This window comes from Paracoccus binzhouensis (assembly GCF_016446475.1).
Lineage (GTDB): Bacteria > Pseudomonadota > Alphaproteobacteria > Rhodobacterales > Rhodobacteraceae > Paracoccus > Paracoccus binzhouensis.
In genome coordinates this window covers 21,717-39,492 of record NZ_JAEHFP010000010.1, presented here as the reverse complement: position 1 = coordinate 39,492, position 17,776 = coordinate 21,717, and the positions used below count along the sequence as shown (strand labels likewise).

The window sequence follows — 17,776 nt, the reverse complement described above, 5'->3', positions numbered from 1 at the left end:
CCTTCCTTTGAGTGTCAGAGCCCGAGGCCCCGTTTGCGGCCGAAACTCCAGTCGATGCCGCCATCGCCCCGCGCGACGCCCGAGACGTGGCGGCCGAGATTCTTCTCGAGCGAAGGGGACCAGGGCACGAGCTGGAAGCCGAGGCCGTCGTCGATCATGGCGAAGCGGCCGGATGCCAGCGCCAGTCGCTGCCGGTAGGTGCCGGAGACATATTCGCCGCCGGCGGCCCGGTTGAAAGGCAGGCCGGTCTCATCCGCCAGCTTGCCGCCGAGCGCGTCGAGTTCGCGGCGCCGCAGCGTGTCGATCAGGTTGCGGCTGAAGACGATGCGTCGCCCCTGACGCTCCGCCAGCCCTTCCTGCAGAAGGCGCTCGGCGCGGCAATCCATCGCTTCGCGAACCTCGGCGCCGAAGCCACCGGAGGAAACATCGATCCGCTCGCGCGCGACGGCCTGCCGGTCCAGCCAGGTCGCGCCGGACGCCGAGATCTGGCCTTGCAGGTCGAGATCGGAGCGGACGGCGATCGCCACGCGGCGCTGCCCTCTCGCATCGTCGAAGCTGCGAAGCTCGACGATCGATCCGGGAGCGCTGTCACCCGCGGCATCAAGATCGGGCAGCTTGATGTGATGGGTTCGGCCATCGACGCCATCGACCACCGCATAGGCAGTCCCTTTCAGCTCGTCATCGAGCCCACGCTCGACCAGCCGGCCGATGACCGGGGTATCGAGACTCTCGGCGGCAAGCACATAACCTGCGGCGCCACGCTCGATCCCCTTCTCGGTCAGAGCCCGGTGCATGCGCTTGATAATGTCACCGCGCTCTCCCAATTGGCGCAGCGTTGCCTCGGCATCCTGGCTGATCGACCATTGCCCGGGGCCGACCTGCTCGGCGAGGCCGAGCGATTCCAGCTTCCGGAGCCGCCCGATTTTAAGGGCCTGGTATTCATCTGGCTGGCGTTCGGGATGCGGCGCCAGGTCGATCGCACCAACATCGCGGGCATCACGGACGAGTTGGCGGTCGAGTTGGGTCCAGCGCTCCGCCTCGATCTGCCGTTCGAGGGCGCGCCGGATGTCGTGATCGGTGCGCGGCCCCAATTCCATGGTGATGAGATCGCGCGCCCGGTCGCGCATCCCTTCCTTGATATAGTCGCGTGAGATCACGAGGTCCTGCCCGTCGTCGCGAACGCCGCGGACGATCAGATGGACATGGGGATGCTCGGTGTTCCAATGATCGACGGCCACCCAATCGAGACGCGTGCCGAGGTCCTTTTCCATCTGCCCGACGAGATCGCGCGTGAAGGATTTGAGATCCGACATCTCGAGCGCGTCGTCGGGTGAGACGATGAAGCGGAAGTGATGTCGATCATCGCCGCAGCGCTCGGCGAAGGACCGCCCGTCGGCAGCCTCCGTCTCCGGCCCGAACAGACGAGCCTTCTCCCCGTCCCGGGTCACGCCGTCGCGGCTCAGGTAATCGAGATGCGTGCCCAGGGGCGCGGCGCGACCGGCATGGCGCACGACGCGCGCCTTGACCACGGCGCCCCGCGACCGGGCGGTGATGAATCGATTGGCCAGAATGCTGGCCCGCTGCCCATGCCCGAAGCGCGAGCGGTCCCCGGAAGTAACGCGACCGGTGCGCGACACCGTTCCCCCGGCCTTCTTGGCCGCCGCGAGTGCCTGGGCGATGAAGGGACGCACATGCTGTGCCCGTGTCGAGCGGATGCGGCCAGGGCGGATGCGAAACTCGCGCTCACCGGCCATGGCCCTGCCCCACAATGTGCGAAAAGCCGAGCAATTCCGGGCAGGTAAACAGTTCCGGCACATTGCGCTGAGACGCCGCAATGTGTGAAACGCGCTGGAAAACCCAATAAAAACAACCGACCGCCCGGCCCACAATGTGCGGCCTTTTATCCTGCCATCGTCCGGTCGTGGTGCCCGCACCCGACCCCTTCGCCCTCCATGATGCGCAAATGCTCGCCAGAGCACGATGGAGCGTTCGGCCGGTCATGGCGCATCACCCGTGACTTGAGCGGCAACGAAAATGCCTTCCGCAGCGCCCTGATCTGCTCCCGGAACGAGAGCGCGGGTGCTTTGCGGCTGCGTATCGGGCGCAGTATCGCGGTTCCCGGCCCGCGCCACGAAGAGCGGCGCCTCGCGCCAATCGGGCGGCGGTGCGGGCGTGACAGAAGCCGTGCCGGGCGGCCCATCCGCACCCAAGATCGGCGCGAGGGTCGCGACATAGGCGCGCGTCTCTGCGGGCAGATTGCGACCGTCGGAAAGGTATTCGTCGTAGCGACCCGGTCCGGCATTATAAGCCGCCAGCATGGCCGCGATATTGCCGTAGCGATCGAACATCTCGCGCAAGTAAGCCGCACCCGCGAGAATATTGTCGCGACGATCGAAGGGGTCACGGCCGAGCCGGTGCCGCAAGCGCAGCCCGGCCCAGGTGTCGGGCATGATCTGCATCAGGCCCATCGCGCCGGCCGATGACACCGCCCGCAGATCGCCCGCGCTTTCGACGCGCATCACCGCGCGGATCCAGTGCTCCGGAATGCCGAAGCGGAGCGAGGCTTCCGCGACATACTGGGCGTTCGGATCGCGCAGAATGGCCTGAGCCGCGGGTGCGGCCGAGACCTGCGCCAGTCCAACAGACGCGAACGGGATCGACAGGCCGAGAAGGAGAAGTGAGACAGTGCGCCGGGCGACGCGAAGCCGCCCGAACGCATGACCCTGGCGGCGCCGGAAGCGAAGCTGGGGCATCGCTCAGTCCTTTCCGTCGCGCCTTGGCGCGCGGCTCCAGTGCAGCGACCACGACGTCGCGTCGGCGCCGTTCTGGAACAGGGCGGCGCGCATCGGATGCGGCAGGGCGGGATCGTCGATCAGCACCGAGAGATAGTCTCCGGCTTTCTCGCCCGTGCGCGACCAGGCGGCGCCGACCTCGGGTCCGGAGTCATCCGAGCCGAGATGAACACGATGATCGGGCGCGTTCTCGACTCCTGCGGCATCGACCGCGACGATGGCGATCTCGCTGTCGAGCGTGAGGGTCTGGATGCGGCCGGAGAAGCCGGATTTCTGCCGGGTGAACTCACCGATTTGCGGCATGGCATTTTCCTTTCCTGTGCGGCGGAGTGGGCCGGGAACGGGCGACATGTCCGCTCCCGAGCAGGCGTTCACCGCGTTGACGCCTGCCGTTCGAGGCGGCCGTCGCCGCTCCCGTCGATCCAGATCGGCACGACGCGCGCAGTGACGGATGCGAGGGGGAGCGGCCCGAAATACCGGCCGTCCATGCTGTCTTCGGTGTCCCAGTTCATCAGGAACACTTCGCCATTGGAGATCACCCGGCAGCCCTGCCAGGAAGGCAGTTGGCGGCCCCGGCTGTCGCGTTCGCGGGCTTCGCCATAGGCGTGATCGTAAGCCGTGATCTGAGCGCCATTCCGGCACACTTGCGTGCCGGGGAGCGCCAGAACGCGCTTGATCAGGGGAACGCCGCGCGGGAGATAGCCGCGGGCGTCGAGGAAGCCCGAGAGATCGTCCGGTGGCATCACCGCGACAAGATCGCCGACCTCGAGCCGCCCCACAGGGCGAACGGAATAGAGGCCGATCGGCGCGCTGGCCGAGGCATTCCAGATGAAGCGGGGACCGTGGCCGGTCAGATGCGGCGCGACGATCAGCGCGCCCGCCGTCGCCATGGCCCAGACAATGGCGCGGCGGCTCATGGCTGGACGCTCCGCCGTTTCAGCCAGGCGCGGTGCTGGGCTGGCGCATAGGGACGCGGCCGCTCGCCGGCGGCCAGCCGGTTGTGGACGTGCCGCCAGTGATCGGGCGAAACCTCCACCGCATCGATACCCGCCGCTTCGATCGCGTCGATGATCTGAAGGGTACGTTCAACCTTGGGCCAGCCATGGGTTCGCAGGAGAAGGACACCGCCGGGATCGACGAGCGGCACGGTCTGATAGGCTTCACCCGCTCGCGGGGTGCGCAGGATGTCGAGCCGGGACTCGATGGTCCCATGCTCGTTGGCGGCCCAGCGAACGAGCGCGAAACTGGAGCTCGGCCGGAAAGTAAGGACACGCCGGCGGCGGTCCAGGATCTCCTCACGCACAGCCATGCCGAACCTGATCCAGTGTTCGACCGACTTCTCGACCCAGATCAGCTCAACACGAGTGAACCGGTCGGCCATGTGCGCAGAGCGAGCCTGACTGTGTGTCGTGCTTGGGGTCATTCGCCATCTCCGCTGGTTGGGGGGAATTCCCGCGCGAGGAGATCGCGCAGCATGTCGGCGACGGTCGTACCGCGCCGGAAGGCGGCGATCTTGATCCGTCCCCGCAACTCGGGCGTCACGTCGATGGTCAGCCGGGCGGTATTCGTGGTCGCATCGCCGCCTTTCGGGAGCGGTCCGGCCTTGATCCATTGTTCGGGATCGGCGGGACGGGTCGCGAAGCCCTTCCGGTTTGTCCGGGCGCTCATGATGCGCTCCGGGGACTGCCGAGATGCGCCACCTCGGCCGTCAGCGCCGAGATTTCGCGCGCGGCCGCGCTCTCATGGTCGAGTTCCCGGACGATCCGTCCGGACTGCGCAGCGGCGGCGAAAGCAATGCGCTGACCGATGCGACTGGCCAGGGCCGGTGGGTCATGATCCGCGAGCATTTCGGCCGTATCTCGCGCCAGCACAGTGCGCGCCCCGCATCGGTTCAGGACGAAGCGGGCCACCAGTTCCGGCCGGTAGATGCGCGCCTCCGAGATCAGCGCCAGCATTTCCGCAGACGCCCAGCCGTCGAAGGGCGACGGCTGCACCGGGATCAGCACCATGTCCGTTGCCAGCAGCGCCGAGCGCATGAGTCCGGCCACACGCGGCGGCCCATCGATGACGACGAGATCGGCATCCCTGGCAAGCGCGGGGGCTTCGCGATGCAGTGTGTCTCGGGCGAGACCGATCACGCTGAACAGGCGCGGCAACCCCTCGCGAGCGCGCATCTCGGACCAATCGAGCGCCGAGCCTTGCGGGTCGGCGTCGATGAGGATGACCCGCCGTCCTTGCATGGCCCATTCGCCCGCAATGGCGAGCGCCAGCGTCGTCTTCCCGACGCCGCCCTTCTGATTGAGCAAGGCGAGGATCATGACGCGCCTCCGGAGCGATCGCCGGAAGACGTCGTGGGGGTGCGCTGACGGGCTGCGGGAGTGTCGGCGGAGGCGTTCCGATCCAGCGTCTGGCGCTTGTCGCCGGACGTCACTTTCAGCGCATTGCCGACCTTCACGATGAGCTTTTGCACATCGCGTCTGCGCTCTTCAAAGTTAGATTCTTTGTTAGACTCTAAGTTAAGGGCGCGATTTTCGACGCGATTTCCGTGCGTTACGCCCTGTTTGGGTTCCCGATAGCACGAGCCCCGGGTTCCCGATAGCACGGTAGTCCGGGTTCCCGATGGCACGAGGCCATCCACAGGTTTTCCACAGGCTGGGCTGCGCTCGAAGGCCAGCAACATCCGGCCGCCGTGTTCGATCTCGGTGAACAGCGTGTAGCCGGGGAGCGGCTGGCGCCGAATGATGTCGCGCAGCTCGAAGGCGAAGCGCTTGAACGGCGACAGACTGCCCGATTTCTGGTGAAGGTGGCGGAAGTCGAAGCGCCAGCCGTCCTTCTGCCGGCCGCCATGCTTGCGGACGAGACGGTAGAGCCAGCGTTCGAGTCCGCCCGTCAAATCGAAATAGGCCCTGTCGATCGTGAGGATGAGCGCATCGTCGAGGACGGCCTGGTAGAACCAGTCCGGGACGATCATCTCGACGCCGTCGGGTCGGCCGTTGCGGTTGGTTCGCTCCTGCCACTCGTTGATCCAGGAGAAGCGGTGGCGGCGTCCTTTGGCCGTCTGACGCAGCGTGGTCGATATCGTTGTGGATTGCAGCCGGTCCAGTGCGGCCTTCAGGCGCCGGTAGTCTCGCAGGCTGGTGCCGCGGCCGATGAAGGTGAGAATCTCGTAGGGCGTCGCCATCATGAGCCGCGAGGTTCGCAGTCCGGCATCGCGTGCCTCCACGATCTGGCTCGCGGCCCAGATCAGGATGTCGGCGTCCCAGATGGTCGCCATCCCGTGATCGGGGACCGCCTCGACGCGGATCGAGACGGCTCCCGCGCTGAAGTCGATCGGCGCAACGCGATGGGACTTTGAAAGGGAGAAGAAGGGATAGGCCATGAGATCCTGCGCGTCTCGTGGCGCGAAATCTCCCGGAAGCGCTCTGAACAGATCGAGCTGCCCGCGCTCCGACAGGGTTCGACGCCGTCCTGTCATCAGCGGGCGGAGCGAACCGCCCGCGGTGAGGCCGGCGGCATCTGCCGCTTGGGCGGAACCAGCTGGCCGCGCGGATCGGTGGTGGAGGTCACCGCGCCGCGGTCGGCCCAGGCTTTGAGATCATCGACGGAATAGACGACGCGCCCGCCGAGCTTGTGATAGGCGGGACCAGTACCGTAGGTGCGGTGTTTCTCGAGTGTCCTGGCGGACAGGCTGAGAAATGCAGCCGCCTCTTTCGTGCGTAGGTAGCGCGGCGGCAGAACGGCGGGATCGGGATGCATGGATCGAGCCTCCGTGGGGTTGCGGGACGCCGCAGAGGACCAGCGGCGATTTGCGACCACGGTGGCGGAGAAAGATCGGCGGGGTGGATGGGGAAGATTGGGGGCGAAGAATCCCCACCCCCCGGGCAGAGCGGCGGATTCAGGCCTTGCGCTTGTGCCGGAGCAGCCTGCGGTAGCCGCCTTCGATCAGGGCGGTGGCGCTTTCGATCAGTCCGATGACCGTGTCGCGGAGCGCGGATGTTCGCCAGGGCTCCGAGGCGATGCGCTCGGAACCGAACATGGCAATCGCGATTTCCCGGTAGGTGGCGCCGTTGCTGCGGCCATCGGCCGCCTGCATCATCTGTCGCATCCGCCGTCGCTGATAGGGTGTCACGCGCGCGTCGTGCGGGACTGGCCCTGCGTTTGCGGCATGCCATAGACGGAGAACGGCCTGAAGTCGGTCGGGTAGATCGCTGTCGAGGGGCAGAACGATGGAGGATGGGCTGCCGACGTCGCAGCCGGTCAGATAGAGGAGTTGCGCGTCGGTATAGGCCTCGTGAATCGCGTACAGGCCCTCCGGGCCTTCGCGGCCGTCAGCAGGCGCGAGCGGAGGCGGTGACGGCAGGAACGACGGCGCGGTGTCGATGAGCAGAACGGCCGGATTGACGAGCGGCGACCAAACGACCTGTTGTTCGAGCATGGAAAGGCTCGGTCGCGCCGGGAAATCGCAACCCCCATAGATGCTGGGCGTCATCGGTGTAGGGGTTTGTCTCCGCATTCATGGCGGCGAGTTCTGCGAAATGCTCCTGATAAGGTTCGGAGCGGCGCAGGCATTCCCAGGCAAGGCCCTCGACCGAGAGGCTGTCGTAGAACTCGTAACGATCACTTTCGCTCCACTGGGATGTGTCTGGTCGCATCCTCCCCTCCTCGCTCTGTCGGAACGGTCGAGTTGTTCAACGATTCCAGCATCATCCGCATGCGGGAAGATCGAGGGATGGCATTGAGCGATGCCGGTTTGGCATCGCTTCACGGCCCCGCCTCACGGGTCAGTGCCGGGGCGCGGATTGCCACAGGAGGTGGCGATATCCGGTTCGGGTCATCCATCTCGCTCGCGCCAGATGGCTGTCATGGACGCGGCGCGCGCGCGCCGGCTCTAGGAGAGGGTCAATCCCGAACAGGACTTCCACCGCTTCGGTCCACTCGGCACCGTCGGCGGCGGCGTCCAGGAGCCGCATGTAAAGCTTGATGTGCGTCCGGTCGTAGGCCGTCAGTTCCTCGACATCGGGAGCATCATCCTCGAATGGTTCGATCATCGAGGACATACCGGCCGCTCCAGGGACAAAATAGCCGTTGGGTGAATGGCTCGCGAGCGGTCACAGGTTGTAGCTGACGGCGAAAGACGCGCTCGCGCGGGCCAAGTATTCCCCGACCCTTTACCGGCGTCCTTTCTCGTCGCGATCATGAACAAGCAGCACTCCCTGTCCGCGTTCGGTCGACAGGAGAACTATTCCAGCCGCTTCAAGAGCCCGGCGAACCTGATCGCGCGTAGTCTCATAAACCTCGAGCCGGTTTTCGGATTCGAGGCGCTTTAGCGCTGTCAATGATACACGGGCCTTATCTGCGAGCGTCTCCTGTGTCCAACCCAGTAACGCGCGTGCGGCCCGCGACTGTCGGGAGGTGATCATGCATGATCACCTCCCATCGCGACCGGCGCGCATTCCAGAACTACGACTATAATAGTCGTTCTGCTCCGATCTTCTATCTGAAATCGCAGATCCTGAGCCCGGCTTTGCGTGCGTCCTGGCTCAACGCTTCCGAATCGATTCGGCGACAGCGGCCGGGGCGGGTGACGGCTTTCCTGCGAGCAGGGAAGAGGCCCCGACCTCTCGGCCGGGGCCTTGCGCGCCTTAGTCGCCGTTGCGGCGGTTTGGGCGGGACCAGATGAGGGAGTAACCCTCGCCGTCCTCGTCATCGAAGAGGTTGGCGTAGATCGGAGCGGTGAAGCTCGGATCGTCCAGCTTGAGGCCCAGATAGTCGCGGCCCTCGTTGGAGCGCTTGGACCAGGCGGCGCCGATCTCGGCGCGGCCGACCAGGACCCGGTGGCTGGGGGCGTTTTCGCCGGTGGCGCGCTGGTCTGGGACGATGCGCACGCCTTTGGCCTGGACGCTGAGGGTGACGATTTCGCCGGTGAATTCGTTCGAGCCGGTCTTCTTGAAGGTGCCGATGGTCGCCATTTTAAGTCTCCGTTTTCCGTTTTCGAGCCCGCACCATTGCGGCCTCGATGGCGATCGACAGGACGGAGACGATCGCTGGCGCACGCCCGCGCAGCAGGGGGCTGGACAGCAGAGGAGGAACTTTCTTGTCTCCGCGAGGAATGACGGTGCCTGCACCGGCAGGGGAAGAAAGTTGTGACGGTGCTGTTGCGCCGAAGCGGTCGAGGCAAAGCCGGTCTTCGGCCAGATCAGGCCATTGAAGAGGCCGTTTGGAGCGGTTGAGAGACAGGCATGGAACGGAGACGATGGCGCCCAGAAGGAACCAGGAAATTGGACCCGACCGGCATCACGGCACTTTCGTCGCCCCTCGTCCCAGGCCGTGCGCGTCCTTCCACCTGAACGGTTGCACCGGCATCGTCCGCGTCACCGGGTTTCAGGATCGGCAGGCGAGTGCCGGAGCTGACATCTTGCGCTACCGTTTCGGCCGCGCGCAGGCCTCACGCCGATCCGGGTCGTACACTCCGATACATCCCCGCCCGCCTGCTGACGGGGATGGCCGGTGTCACGCTGCCCTGGCTGTCCGTCCAACTGCCGCTATGCGTCGTCACGCGCGCACAAGGTTCCGGTCCGCCGGGCCGGCGGCCGCCCATCCCGCGAGCCGGAGGAAAGCCGTCACGCCCACGGCGATCGCGCCAATGATCGCGAATACCAACTGCCAGGTCTCGGACGGCATCGTGAGTTTGACGATGCCAAGCGTGGCATAAAACCCGGCCAGCACAGCGGGAGCGACGAAGACCAGGGCGATCAGCATGCGCGCCCAGAGCGGGCGGACGAGCATGAGCAGACCCTGCGCAACGGCCAGGGTCAGCCCTGCGGCGAGGAGGCCGACGACGCCCGCGCCGAGCCATCCCGCACCCGTGCCATAGGCCCAGGTGCCGGCATTCACACCGATGAGAAACGGCAGCGCAAAGACCGCGAGGTTGAACAGCAGCCAGCACATCGTACCGATGGCCGCAATGGAAACGAGGATGCCCAGAATGATCATGGCGGTGGCTCCGTGCAAAAGCTTGAACGGTTGCGCCTGCCACCACCTCCACGGCGCAAACCGGAATATAGCATGAACATGCCTGTCTCGGCGAGACGGAATGCCAGGTCCGCTCCCGCGACTTCGGCAGGACAATGTGGAGGGCAGCGCTCATGCGCTGCCCGTGCCGAAGCGATAGACCGGGATGCCCATCTTGCGGGCCTTGTCGGCCAGATTGTCCTGGATGCCGGTTCCGGGGAAGATGATGACGCCGATCGGCATGAGGCTAAGCATCTGGTCGTTGCGCTTGAACGGCGCGGCCTTGGCGTGTTTCGTCCAGTCGGGCTTGAACGCGACCTGCGGCACCTTGCGGTTGTTGGCCCAGGTGGCGGCGATGCGCTCAGAGCCTTTCGGCGTTCCGCCGTGCAGGAGCACCATGTCCGGGTGCTTGGCATGGACCTGATCGAGCTTGTCCCAGATCAGCCGGTGGTCGGTGGTATCGCCGCCCGAGAAGGCGATCTTCGGCCCGGCGGGCAACAGAACCTCGTTGTCCGTCCGGCGCTTGGCGGCGATGAAGTCGCGGCTGTCGATCATCGCCGCGGTCATCTGGCGGTGGTTGACCCGTGAGCCGGAGCGCGGCGACCATGGCGTGCCGGTGGTGCGCAGGTAGATGTCGGCGGCGGTATCGCGGAAGAGCTCCATGCAGTCGCGGCGCTCGATGAGGCTCTGGCCGATGCCGATCAGGGTCTCGAGCTGGACGGATTTGACCTCCGAGCCATCCTGTTCCCGTTGAAGCCGCTTCTGCGCCTGCTCGTTGTCGTCCAGTTTGCGCTCGATCCGCTCGACGGCGCGGTGGAAGGTGTTGACGGTGGACCACATGATCTCGTCGAGGTCGAAATCGAGGCTGGTGTCGGCCATGCTGGAAATCAGGGCGTCGAAGATATCGGCGACAGCGGTCTGGATGACGTGATCCTCGGGGGTGATCCTGGGATCGGCCTCGTCCTCCGAGGGACGGTAGCCATAGAGTTCGAGATCCTCGATGACATGGCCGGTCGGGGAGGTGCTGTGATCGGGTTCGAGTTCGTCATGAGCGTCCATGGGGTGCGTCCTTCGGCTGGACCGCGACCGTCGCGGCCTTCATGGCGACGACAAGCCCACGGGCGATCCGGTCTGGCAGCCCGAGCCCTGGCGAGGGCCTCGATGGCAAAGCCGGACTATTTTGCCTCGCGCTGCAAAGCCCCGAAGGGGCGGCGGAAAATAGTCCGGCGGCGCCATTGCCGGGCCGGACCGATTGTGGGCCGCTCGCCCTCTCGAAGGCCGAGGCGCGGTCCCCTGGCCGTGGGGTGCAGTCCCATATGCCCATGACAGCCGGAACCCGCCCGATCACACCCCCATCCCGGCTATGCAGCGAGGACCATGAAGCGGCTGACGTCCTCGGGGGCGAGTTGCACCCGCACCTCCGCCCGAAGCGCAGCCAGCCCGCGCATGACGAGATCTTCGTTGAAGTCCCCCAGCATGGGCGAGAGCGTGATCGCCTCGATCCCGGCCCCGTGTGCCCGGTCGACAAGGCTATCCCGCGCGCCGTCACCTGCCGGATCGTTGTCGCGGACGATATAGAGCCTGCGCAAATCGGCCGGAAACAGGATGGCGGCAAGATGCCCGGCCGAGAGTGCGGACACCAGCGGCATCTGGGGCATGGCCTGCCGCAGGGACAATATGGTCTCGATACCCTCCCCCGCCGCCATGACATCCTGCGCCTCGCCAAATCGGACGGCGTTGCCCAGCAGGTCGCCCATCGCCTTGCGCGGCGGATCGATGGGCGCCTTGGCCGAGCCGTCACGGGCGAGCCAGGTCCGGTGCGCGCCGGTGACCTTGCCATTGAGATCGGTGACCGCGGCGATCATCGCGGGCCAGGTCTCGGTCGGCCCATCGCCCTCGGGCCGCCAGTAGCAGTTCGGATGGAACCGAAGATTTGCGGTTCCGCGTAGATCCGTAATGCGGCGCTTGCGCAAATACGCTTCTGCGGCGCTGCCCGTGATCGGCCGCGTCATGCGCCAGAGCCTGTGCGCCGCCTCGGACGAACCCGAAGTCACTGGTGGTGTTCGCGCTCGAAACGTAACCGGTTCCGGTTCGGGATGCGGCAGGCTGAGGAACCGCCGGGCCTCCTCGGCCACATCCGCGAAGTCGCTCAGGCCGAGGGATTCCCGGATCACGTCGAGCAGGTCGCCATGCTCGCCGGTCGCCGGGTCGCTCCATTTCCCGGCGACACCCTTGGTACTGTCATGCAAGCGGACGAACATCGAACGCCCGGCGGTGTTGCGGACGTCACCAACCTGCCAGTAATTGCCCTGCTTGCGACCGTTCGAGAGATAGGCGCGGCACACCGCCTCGGCCTGACGGCCGAGACGCTGCGCGAGATCAGTGGCGTCGAGACGGGACATTACGCGGCCTCCCGCTCACCGATGCGCTCGACCGGGAAGCGGTCGAGGAGCCTGGCCGTAATCTCCGGCCCGGATGCACCGACCGGCACGAAGAGGCGCAGCTTCCACGAGATGATTTCGCTGAAGAGGCCATAGGCGCGCAGGCGCTCCCGCATCAACTCGGTGAAGCCCGAAAGCTCGATGCGGTTCGCACCCATCACGCGGGCGCGGCGCAGCTGCAATCCTTCGGCGAGATCGAAGATCGTGCGGCCTTCCAGCAGTGCGGCATAAACCGCATCGGGCGTCAGGCCGGCGGGGACACCGCTGGTCGAGGCGCTGGCAGCCCATGCGGGCGAGACGCGGCGGCCGATAATGCGCTCACCCTCATCGGTCTGAAGGCGATAGACGCGGGAAGACTCCTGCGGCAGGCGCTTCCATATCGGCAGCAGCAGGCCCGTCACCATATGCAGCGTGCTGTCGGTGCATTCCGGCACCTCGGCGAGTTCGGCCCTCCAGGCCGCGCCGAATGTCTCCCGGTCGACCTCGGCCCAATGGGTCTCGCCCATCATGCGCAGGGGGACGTTCTGCGCCTCCATCGGCCGGATCAGCCGGACGCGCCGCTCGATCTCGCCATCGTCCAGCATGATGCTGGTGGTGGGGATCTGGACAGCGGCACGGCCGGAACGCTCATTGACCAGCAGCTTCGCGCGGGGATCGTCAAGTTCGGCCGTCGCTGCATCCAGCGTGACCGGCCGGTTACGCCTGCGCTCGGCAATGGTCAGGAGCCGGGTCTCGGCGCCGGTCGCCGGATGGGTGTAGATTGCCTGCCGGTCGGTGACGGTGAAGCTCTCGGCGCGCAGGGTTTCCAGACCCATGTCATAGGTGCCCGAGGCGATGGCCCCGTCGATCCGGGCCTCGAGCAACTGCTCGAAGGCCGAGAACAGGATGCCCTGGAGTTCGATGGTCAGCGCCAGGAGGCGGTTTAGGAAGGTGGTGATTGGTGGCAATTCGTCCTTGATGCCATTGCTGTCCATCAGCTTGAGACCGGTGGCGGATTCGAACCGCTCCAGCGGGCAAGCCTCTACCTTTCCGCGCACGATCAGCAGATAGAGCTGGCGCAAGGCGTCGCGGGCATAGCTGGATTCCAGATTGTCCTCGGGCCGGAACAGACCCTGTCCGCCGGTCTGGCGCTGGCCGCGCGTGATGGCGCCCAGCGTATCGAGACGTCGAGCAATGGTGCTGAGGAAACGCTTCTCGGCCTTCACATCCGTTGCGATGGGCCGGAAGAGCGGCGGCTGCGCCTGATTGGTGCGGTTGGTGCGACCCAGCCCCTGAATGGCGGCATCGGCCTTCCAGCCGGGTTCCAGCAGATAGTGAACGCGCAGGCGCTGGTTCCTGGCCGAGAGTTCAGCGTGATAGCTGCGCCCGGTTCCACCCGCGTCCGAGAAGACCAGGATGCGCTTCTGGTCATCCATGAAGGCCGCGGTCTCGGCAAGATTGGCGGAGGGCGCCCGGCTTTCGACAGCGAGGCGTGCTGCCGAACCTTCGCCTCGGCGCACGATACGCCGCGAGCGTCCCGTCACCTCGGCGACCATGTCGGTCCCGAAATGGTGCACGATCTGGTCGAGCGCGCCGGGAACGGGTGGCAGGCTGGCGAGCTGCTCGATCATCTCGTCGCGCCGGGCCACGGCCTCGCGGCTTTCGACCGGCTGGCCGTCGCGGAAAACCGGGCGCGACGACAGATTGCCCTCGCCATCGGTGAAGGGTTCGTAGAGCTGCACCGGGAAGGAATGGGCGAGATAATCGAGGACATATTCCCGCGGCGTGATGTCCACGCGGACGTCATTCCATTCCTCGGTCGGCAGTTCGGACAATCTCCGCTCCATGAGCGCCTCACCGGTCGAGACGATCTGGATGACGGCGGCATGACCCGCCTCCAGATCCTCCGTGATCTGCCGGATCAGGGTCGGCGTCTTCATGCTGGTCAGCAGATGGCCGAAGAAGCGCTGCTTCGCGCTCTCGAAGGCGGAGCGTGCGGCGGACTTGGCCTGCCGGTTCAGTGTGCCCTCGCTGCCGGTGATATTGGCCGCCTCCATCGCGGCATCGAGATGGTTGTGAATGACGGCGAAGGCTCCGGCATAGGCATCGTAGATGCGGCGTTGCTCGCCGCTGAGCCGGTGCTCGACCAGTTCGTATTCGACGCCATCATAGGAGAGCGACCGTGCGGTATAGAGGCCGAGCGCCCGCAGGTCGCGGGCGAGCACCTCCATGGCCGCCACGCCCCCGGCCTCGATCGCCTCGACGAATTCGGCCCTTGTGCCGAACGGGAAGTCGTCGCCGCCCCAGAGGCCGAGCCGCTGTGCATAGGCGAGATTGTGAACCGTGGTGGCTCCGGTCGCCGAGACATAGACCACACGGGCGTCCGGCAGGGCGTGCTGGAGCCGCAGGCCCGCGCGTCCCTGCTGGCTGGCGGCGATATCGCCGCGTTCTCCCTTGCCGCCGCCGGCATTCTGCATGGCATGGCTTTCGTCGAAGATGATGACTCCATCGAAATCGGAGCCCAACCAATCCACGATCTGCCGCACCCGCGAAACCTTCTCGCCGCGGTCGTCGGACCGTAGCGTAGCGTAGGTGGTAAATAGGACGCCTTCGGTGAGCGTGATCTGCTTGCCCTGGGCGAATCGCGAGAGCGGCGTGATCAGCAGCCGCTCCATGCCGAGCGCCGACCAGTCGCGTTGTGCGTCCTCGATCAGTTTGTCGGATTTGGAAACCCAGACGGCCTTGCGGCGACCGCGCAGCCAGTTGTCGAGGATGATGCCGGCAGACTGACGCCCCTTGCCCGCGCCGGTGCCATCGCCGAGCATGAAACCCCGACGGAAGCGCACCGCGCCTGCCGCATCCTCGGGCGCCGCGCTGACATTGTCGTAGGTCGCGTCGACGGTCCAGGCTCCCGCCAGATAGTCGGCATGGGCCTCGCCCGCATAGATCACCGTCTCGAGCTGCGCATCCGACAGGCGCTCATGGATGTCGGCGGGCAACATTGGTCGATAGGACGGGCGGGGCGGCGCAACCGAGGCCATGGCGGCGGATTGCACCAGCTTGGTCGGATGCGGCTGCGCACGGGGAATCTGCAGGGATTGCAGAGCATATTCCTCGTAGATGGCGTCCGACAGACGCGCCCCGTCAGGCGGCGTCCAGTCGAGCGTCTCGTAGGTCAGTTCCACGCCGTTCGGATCGCTGGCCGGGGCTGCAACAGGCCGCATCGCAGCCGGTCGGGCGAGATAACCACGCACGGTCTTCGGCGCGGCAGCCGGTGCGGAAACGGCAACCTTCGGCAATGCGGCCGGCAGGCGGGGCGGCACCTGCACTTCGACCCAATGCAGCAGCGACGCGACGTCCGGGGCCATGCCCGGCGAGGTCGGGAAGAGCGACGGATCCTCGACGGGCAACTTGTCGATGACGGTCAGCCGCGTGTCGATGCTGGTGCCGTGCGGGGCATAGACCGCGCCATCGACAGCCGCGGTGAACATCACCCGCCCACGTTCCTGCAACCGAGCAAACGCATCACGCCAGGCAGGCGCGTCAGGACCGAAGTTCGCGCCCGTGATCGCGACCAGCCGGCCGCCGGGGGCAAGCCGGTTGAGCGCCGAGGCGACATGCCGATAAGCCGCATCGGCCATGCGCCCGGTGACATTGGCCATGACGGAGAACGGTGGATTCATCAGGACCACGGACGGGACGGCGTCAGCCGCGAGGTGATCGTCGATCTGGGCGGCATCGAACCGGGTGACGGGATTGGCCGGAAAGAGGGAGGACAGCAAATCGGCGCGGGTCTCGGCCAGTTCATTCAGGATCAGCGATCCGCCAGCAATCTGGGCCAGGATCGCCATCAGCCCGGTGCCCGCCGAAGGCTCCAGCACCACGTCATCCGGCGTGATCGCGGCCGCGCTCAGCGCCGCGAAGCCCAGCGGGACCGGCGTGCTGAATTGCTGGAAGCTCTGGCTTTCTTCCGAGCGCCGCGTATGCGTCGGCAGCAACCCCGCGATCCTCGTGAGCGCGTCGAGCCGTGCAGCCGGAGCCGCGGCTTTACGGAAAACCGCCTTTCCGTATTTGCGCAGGAACAGGACGGTCGCGACTTCGCAGGCGTCATAAGCCGCCTTCCAGTCCCAGGCGCCGGTGGCGTCGGAGCCTCGACAAGCGGTTTCCATGGCGGCGCGCAGGACTGCTGCGTCAATGCGCTCGCCGCGTTCCAGATGGGGAAGAAGGAGAGTGGCCGCGGCAAGGATCGCCGGCGCAGGGGCAAGCGGCGCGACCGGACCGGCCGCGGGAGAAGCCATGTTCATGGGAGGAAACCTCGGGAGAGCGGGAACGGGAAAGCCCGGTCAGCGCTCTCTCTCGACCGCCCGGACTCGCCCCGTCGCGGCGTTCCTCGGACTCTGAATATCGCCGAACGAGAAAAGCGCCCCGACCAGGCGGTGGGGCGCTTTTCGATCAACCGAAGCGGCGACCGGCCTCGGTGAATGTGTATTCGTTCGAGATGATGGTTTCATCGACAACCTCGTTGGGCGAGAGATAGTCGTATTCGCGCTCGAGCTGGCGATAGAGCCAGCGGGCAAGATCGCGCAGCGCCTCGATCACCGCACCTTCGGCATCGGCGGTCATGTCCTGCCAGGCCGGGCTGTCACGCTCGACAGAAATCGCCATGCAGTATTCGTGATAATAGTGCCCGCGATGACTGGCCTCGGCGCGCAGCTGGTAGAAGTTGCGCCTCTGGATCGCCTGAAGCACATCGGCGATCCGGTGCAGGGCATCGTCCTGCGGGGCATAGTCCCGGATGCGTTTCGCCGCACCCTTCGCATAGGACCAGGAGCCTTCGTAGCAGGCCCCGTCCCCTTGCGACCAGAAGCCCCGGAACCAGATGCAGGGTTCCTGCCGCGTGCCCCCACCATAGAGACGAACAGGCCGGGTCTTGAGGGAAATGCCGAGGATTTCCGCGATCCGCTGGAAATCCTCATAGACGGCGTCGTACCAGTCGTAGTCAAAGCCGCTCTCGCGATACCAGGCGCGGGCCTTCTCCTTCGCCGCATCGGAAAGTTCGTCCAGACGGTAGACGGTGGTTTCGATGATCTCAGGCATAGGGGTCGCCTCCGTCCAGCACAGCGGCGAGCCATCCGTCGGTATAGATCCAGTCCACCGTCTCACCGGTGGCGAGGTCGAGTACATGTGCACCACCCCCGAAACCATCGACCCGCGGCCTCGAACAGGTGTTGGCGTATTGCATGCCCCATCGCCCGGTCAGGCCGAACTCGGCGGCGCAGCGCATGACGAACCGGATCACATGCTCGGGATCGCCGGTCCCGTCATCGCGCATCCACAGATGCGTGCCGCCATGCTCGGGCTGGATCGACAGCATGAACCCATCCGAGGGCGGGTCCTCGGTGGCGTTCTCGTCGGACAGCGAATTGTAGAGTTCGAGCGCACGGGCGGCGTTCTCGGGGGTGCCCACATCGAGCAGGCAGGAGAAATGCGTGTAATAGTCAGCCATGGCGGCCTCCGGACATGACAAGGCCCGGCTCGAGACCGGGCCGAATA

At 66.0% G+C, this 17,776-nt stretch carries 20 protein-coding genes; all 20 read right to left on the bottom strand.

All coding sequences use genetic code 11. From position 1 onward, the window contains the following. Nucleotides 1-14: 14 nt before the first annotated feature. The gene (locus I9P22_RS04880) at nucleotides 15-1,754 is read right to left on the bottom strand and encodes a relaxase/mobilization nuclease domain-containing protein (protein WP_199258240.1); all 1,740 of its coding nucleotides are present in this window, start codon (nucleotides 1,752-1,754) and stop codon (nucleotides 15-17) included. A 243-nt stretch (nucleotides 1,755-1,997) separates the two neighbouring features. Beyond that, the gene (locus tag I9P22_RS04875) at nucleotides 1,998-2,753 is read right to left on the bottom strand and encodes a lytic transglycosylase domain-containing protein (RefSeq protein ID WP_199258239.1); all 756 of its coding nucleotides are present in this window, start codon (nucleotides 2,751-2,753) and stop codon (nucleotides 1,998-2,000) included. Between the two features lie 3 nt (nucleotides 2,754-2,756). After that, nucleotides 2,757-3,095: a DUF736 domain-containing protein gene (locus I9P22_RS04870; protein WP_199258238.1), complete on the bottom strand. Its 339-nt coding sequence runs from the start codon at nucleotides 3,093-3,095 to the stop codon at nucleotides 2,757-2,759. A gap of 68 nt (nucleotides 3,096-3,163) precedes the next feature. Next, on the bottom strand, nucleotides 3,164-3,709 hold the full coding sequence (locus tag I9P22_RS04865; RefSeq protein WP_199258237.1) for a S26 family signal peptidase: 546 nt from the start codon (nucleotides 3,707-3,709) through the stop codon (nucleotides 3,164-3,166). After that, nucleotides 3,706-4,173 (bottom strand): DUF2840 domain-containing protein, encoded by a 468-nt coding sequence (locus I9P22_RS04860; RefSeq protein ID WP_233253222.1) that lies wholly within the window; start codon nucleotides 4,171-4,173, stop codon nucleotides 3,706-3,708. The genes I9P22_RS04865 and I9P22_RS04860 overlap by 4 nt, the downstream gene beginning before the upstream one ends. A gap of 38 nt (nucleotides 4,174-4,211) precedes the next feature. Next, the gene (locus I9P22_RS04855; RefSeq protein ID WP_199258235.1) at nucleotides 4,212-4,460 is read right to left on the bottom strand and encodes a hypothetical protein; all 249 of its coding nucleotides are present in this window, start codon (nucleotides 4,458-4,460) and stop codon (nucleotides 4,212-4,214) included. After that, nucleotides 4,457-5,110 carry a ParA family partition ATPase gene (parA, locus tag I9P22_RS04850; RefSeq protein WP_199258234.1) on the bottom strand — a complete coding sequence of 218 codons (654 nt, stop codon included), beginning with the start codon at nucleotides 5,108-5,110 and terminating at the stop codon, nucleotides 4,457-4,459. The genes I9P22_RS04855 and parA overlap by 4 nt, the downstream gene beginning before the upstream one ends. Continuing rightward, nucleotides 5,107-6,171: a replication initiator protein A gene (locus I9P22_RS04845; protein WP_233253221.1), complete on the bottom strand. Its 1,065-nt coding sequence runs from the start codon at nucleotides 6,169-6,171 to the stop codon at nucleotides 5,107-5,109. Before I9P22_RS04845 ends, parA begins: the two co-directional genes overlap by 4 nt. Nucleotides 6,172-6,266: 95 nt before the next feature. After that, on the bottom strand, nucleotides 6,267-6,548 hold the full coding sequence (locus I9P22_RS04840; protein ID WP_107815995.1) for a helix-turn-helix transcriptional regulator: 282 nt from the start codon (nucleotides 6,546-6,548) through the stop codon (nucleotides 6,267-6,269). A 139-nt stretch (nucleotides 6,549-6,687) separates the two neighbouring features. Next, a complete protein-coding gene (locus I9P22_RS04835; protein WP_199258232.1) occupies nucleotides 6,688-7,227 on the bottom strand; it encodes a DUF2285 domain-containing protein in 540 nt (179 codons plus the stop codon). Beyond that, nucleotides 7,121-7,444 carry a transcriptional regulator domain-containing protein gene (locus I9P22_RS25035; RefSeq protein ID WP_408635148.1) on the bottom strand — a complete coding sequence of 108 codons (324 nt, stop codon included), beginning with the start codon at nucleotides 7,442-7,444 and terminating at the stop codon, nucleotides 7,121-7,123. The genes I9P22_RS04835 and I9P22_RS25035 overlap by 107 nt, the downstream gene beginning before the upstream one ends. Before the next feature lie 129 nt (nucleotides 7,445-7,573). Next, complete coding sequence (locus I9P22_RS04830) at nucleotides 7,574-7,849, bottom strand: DNA -binding domain-containing protein (protein WP_199258231.1); 276 nt, start codon at nucleotides 7,847-7,849, stop codon at nucleotides 7,574-7,576. Nucleotides 7,850-7,960: 111 nt separating this feature from the next. Continuing rightward, entirely contained in the window at nucleotides 7,961-8,212 is a 252-nt protein-coding gene (locus tag I9P22_RS04825; protein WP_081750462.1) for a helix-turn-helix domain-containing protein, read from the bottom strand. 222 nt (nucleotides 8,213-8,434) lie between these two features. Next, nucleotides 8,435-8,761 (bottom strand): DUF736 domain-containing protein, encoded by a 327-nt coding sequence (locus I9P22_RS04820; RefSeq protein ID WP_012112733.1) that lies wholly within the window; start codon nucleotides 8,759-8,761, stop codon nucleotides 8,435-8,437. A 583-nt stretch (nucleotides 8,762-9,344) separates the two neighbouring features. Further along, nucleotides 9,345-9,785, bottom strand: a complete 441-nt coding sequence (locus I9P22_RS04815) for a hypothetical protein (RefSeq protein ID WP_199258230.1) — start codon at nucleotides 9,783-9,785, stop codon at nucleotides 9,345-9,347. 150 nt (nucleotides 9,786-9,935) lie between these two features. Further along, complete coding sequence (locus I9P22_RS04810; RefSeq protein ID WP_199258229.1) at nucleotides 9,936-10,862, bottom strand: DUF2493 domain-containing protein; 927 nt, start codon at nucleotides 10,860-10,862, stop codon at nucleotides 9,936-9,938. 302 nt (nucleotides 10,863-11,164) lie between these two features. Then, complete coding sequence (locus I9P22_RS04805; RefSeq protein ID WP_199258228.1) at nucleotides 11,165-12,205, bottom strand: DUF7146 domain-containing protein; 1,041 nt, start codon at nucleotides 12,203-12,205, stop codon at nucleotides 11,165-11,167. Continuing rightward, on the bottom strand, nucleotides 12,205-16,527 hold the full coding sequence (locus I9P22_RS04800) for a strawberry notch family protein (RefSeq protein ID WP_199258227.1): 4,323 nt from the start codon (nucleotides 16,525-16,527) through the stop codon (nucleotides 12,205-12,207). The genes I9P22_RS04805 and I9P22_RS04800 overlap by 1 nt, the downstream gene beginning before the upstream one ends. A gap of 148 nt (nucleotides 16,528-16,675) precedes the next feature. Beyond that, on the bottom strand, nucleotides 16,676-17,320 hold the full coding sequence (locus tag I9P22_RS04795; RefSeq protein ID WP_199258226.1) for an antitoxin of toxin-antitoxin stability system: 645 nt from the start codon (nucleotides 17,318-17,320) through the stop codon (nucleotides 16,676-16,678). Next, complete coding sequence (locus I9P22_RS04790; RefSeq protein WP_199258225.1) at nucleotides 17,313-17,729, bottom strand: hypothetical protein; 417 nt, start codon at nucleotides 17,727-17,729, stop codon at nucleotides 17,313-17,315. The genes I9P22_RS04795 and I9P22_RS04790 overlap by 8 nt, the downstream gene beginning before the upstream one ends. Nucleotides 17,730-17,776 lie beyond the last annotated feature (47 nt).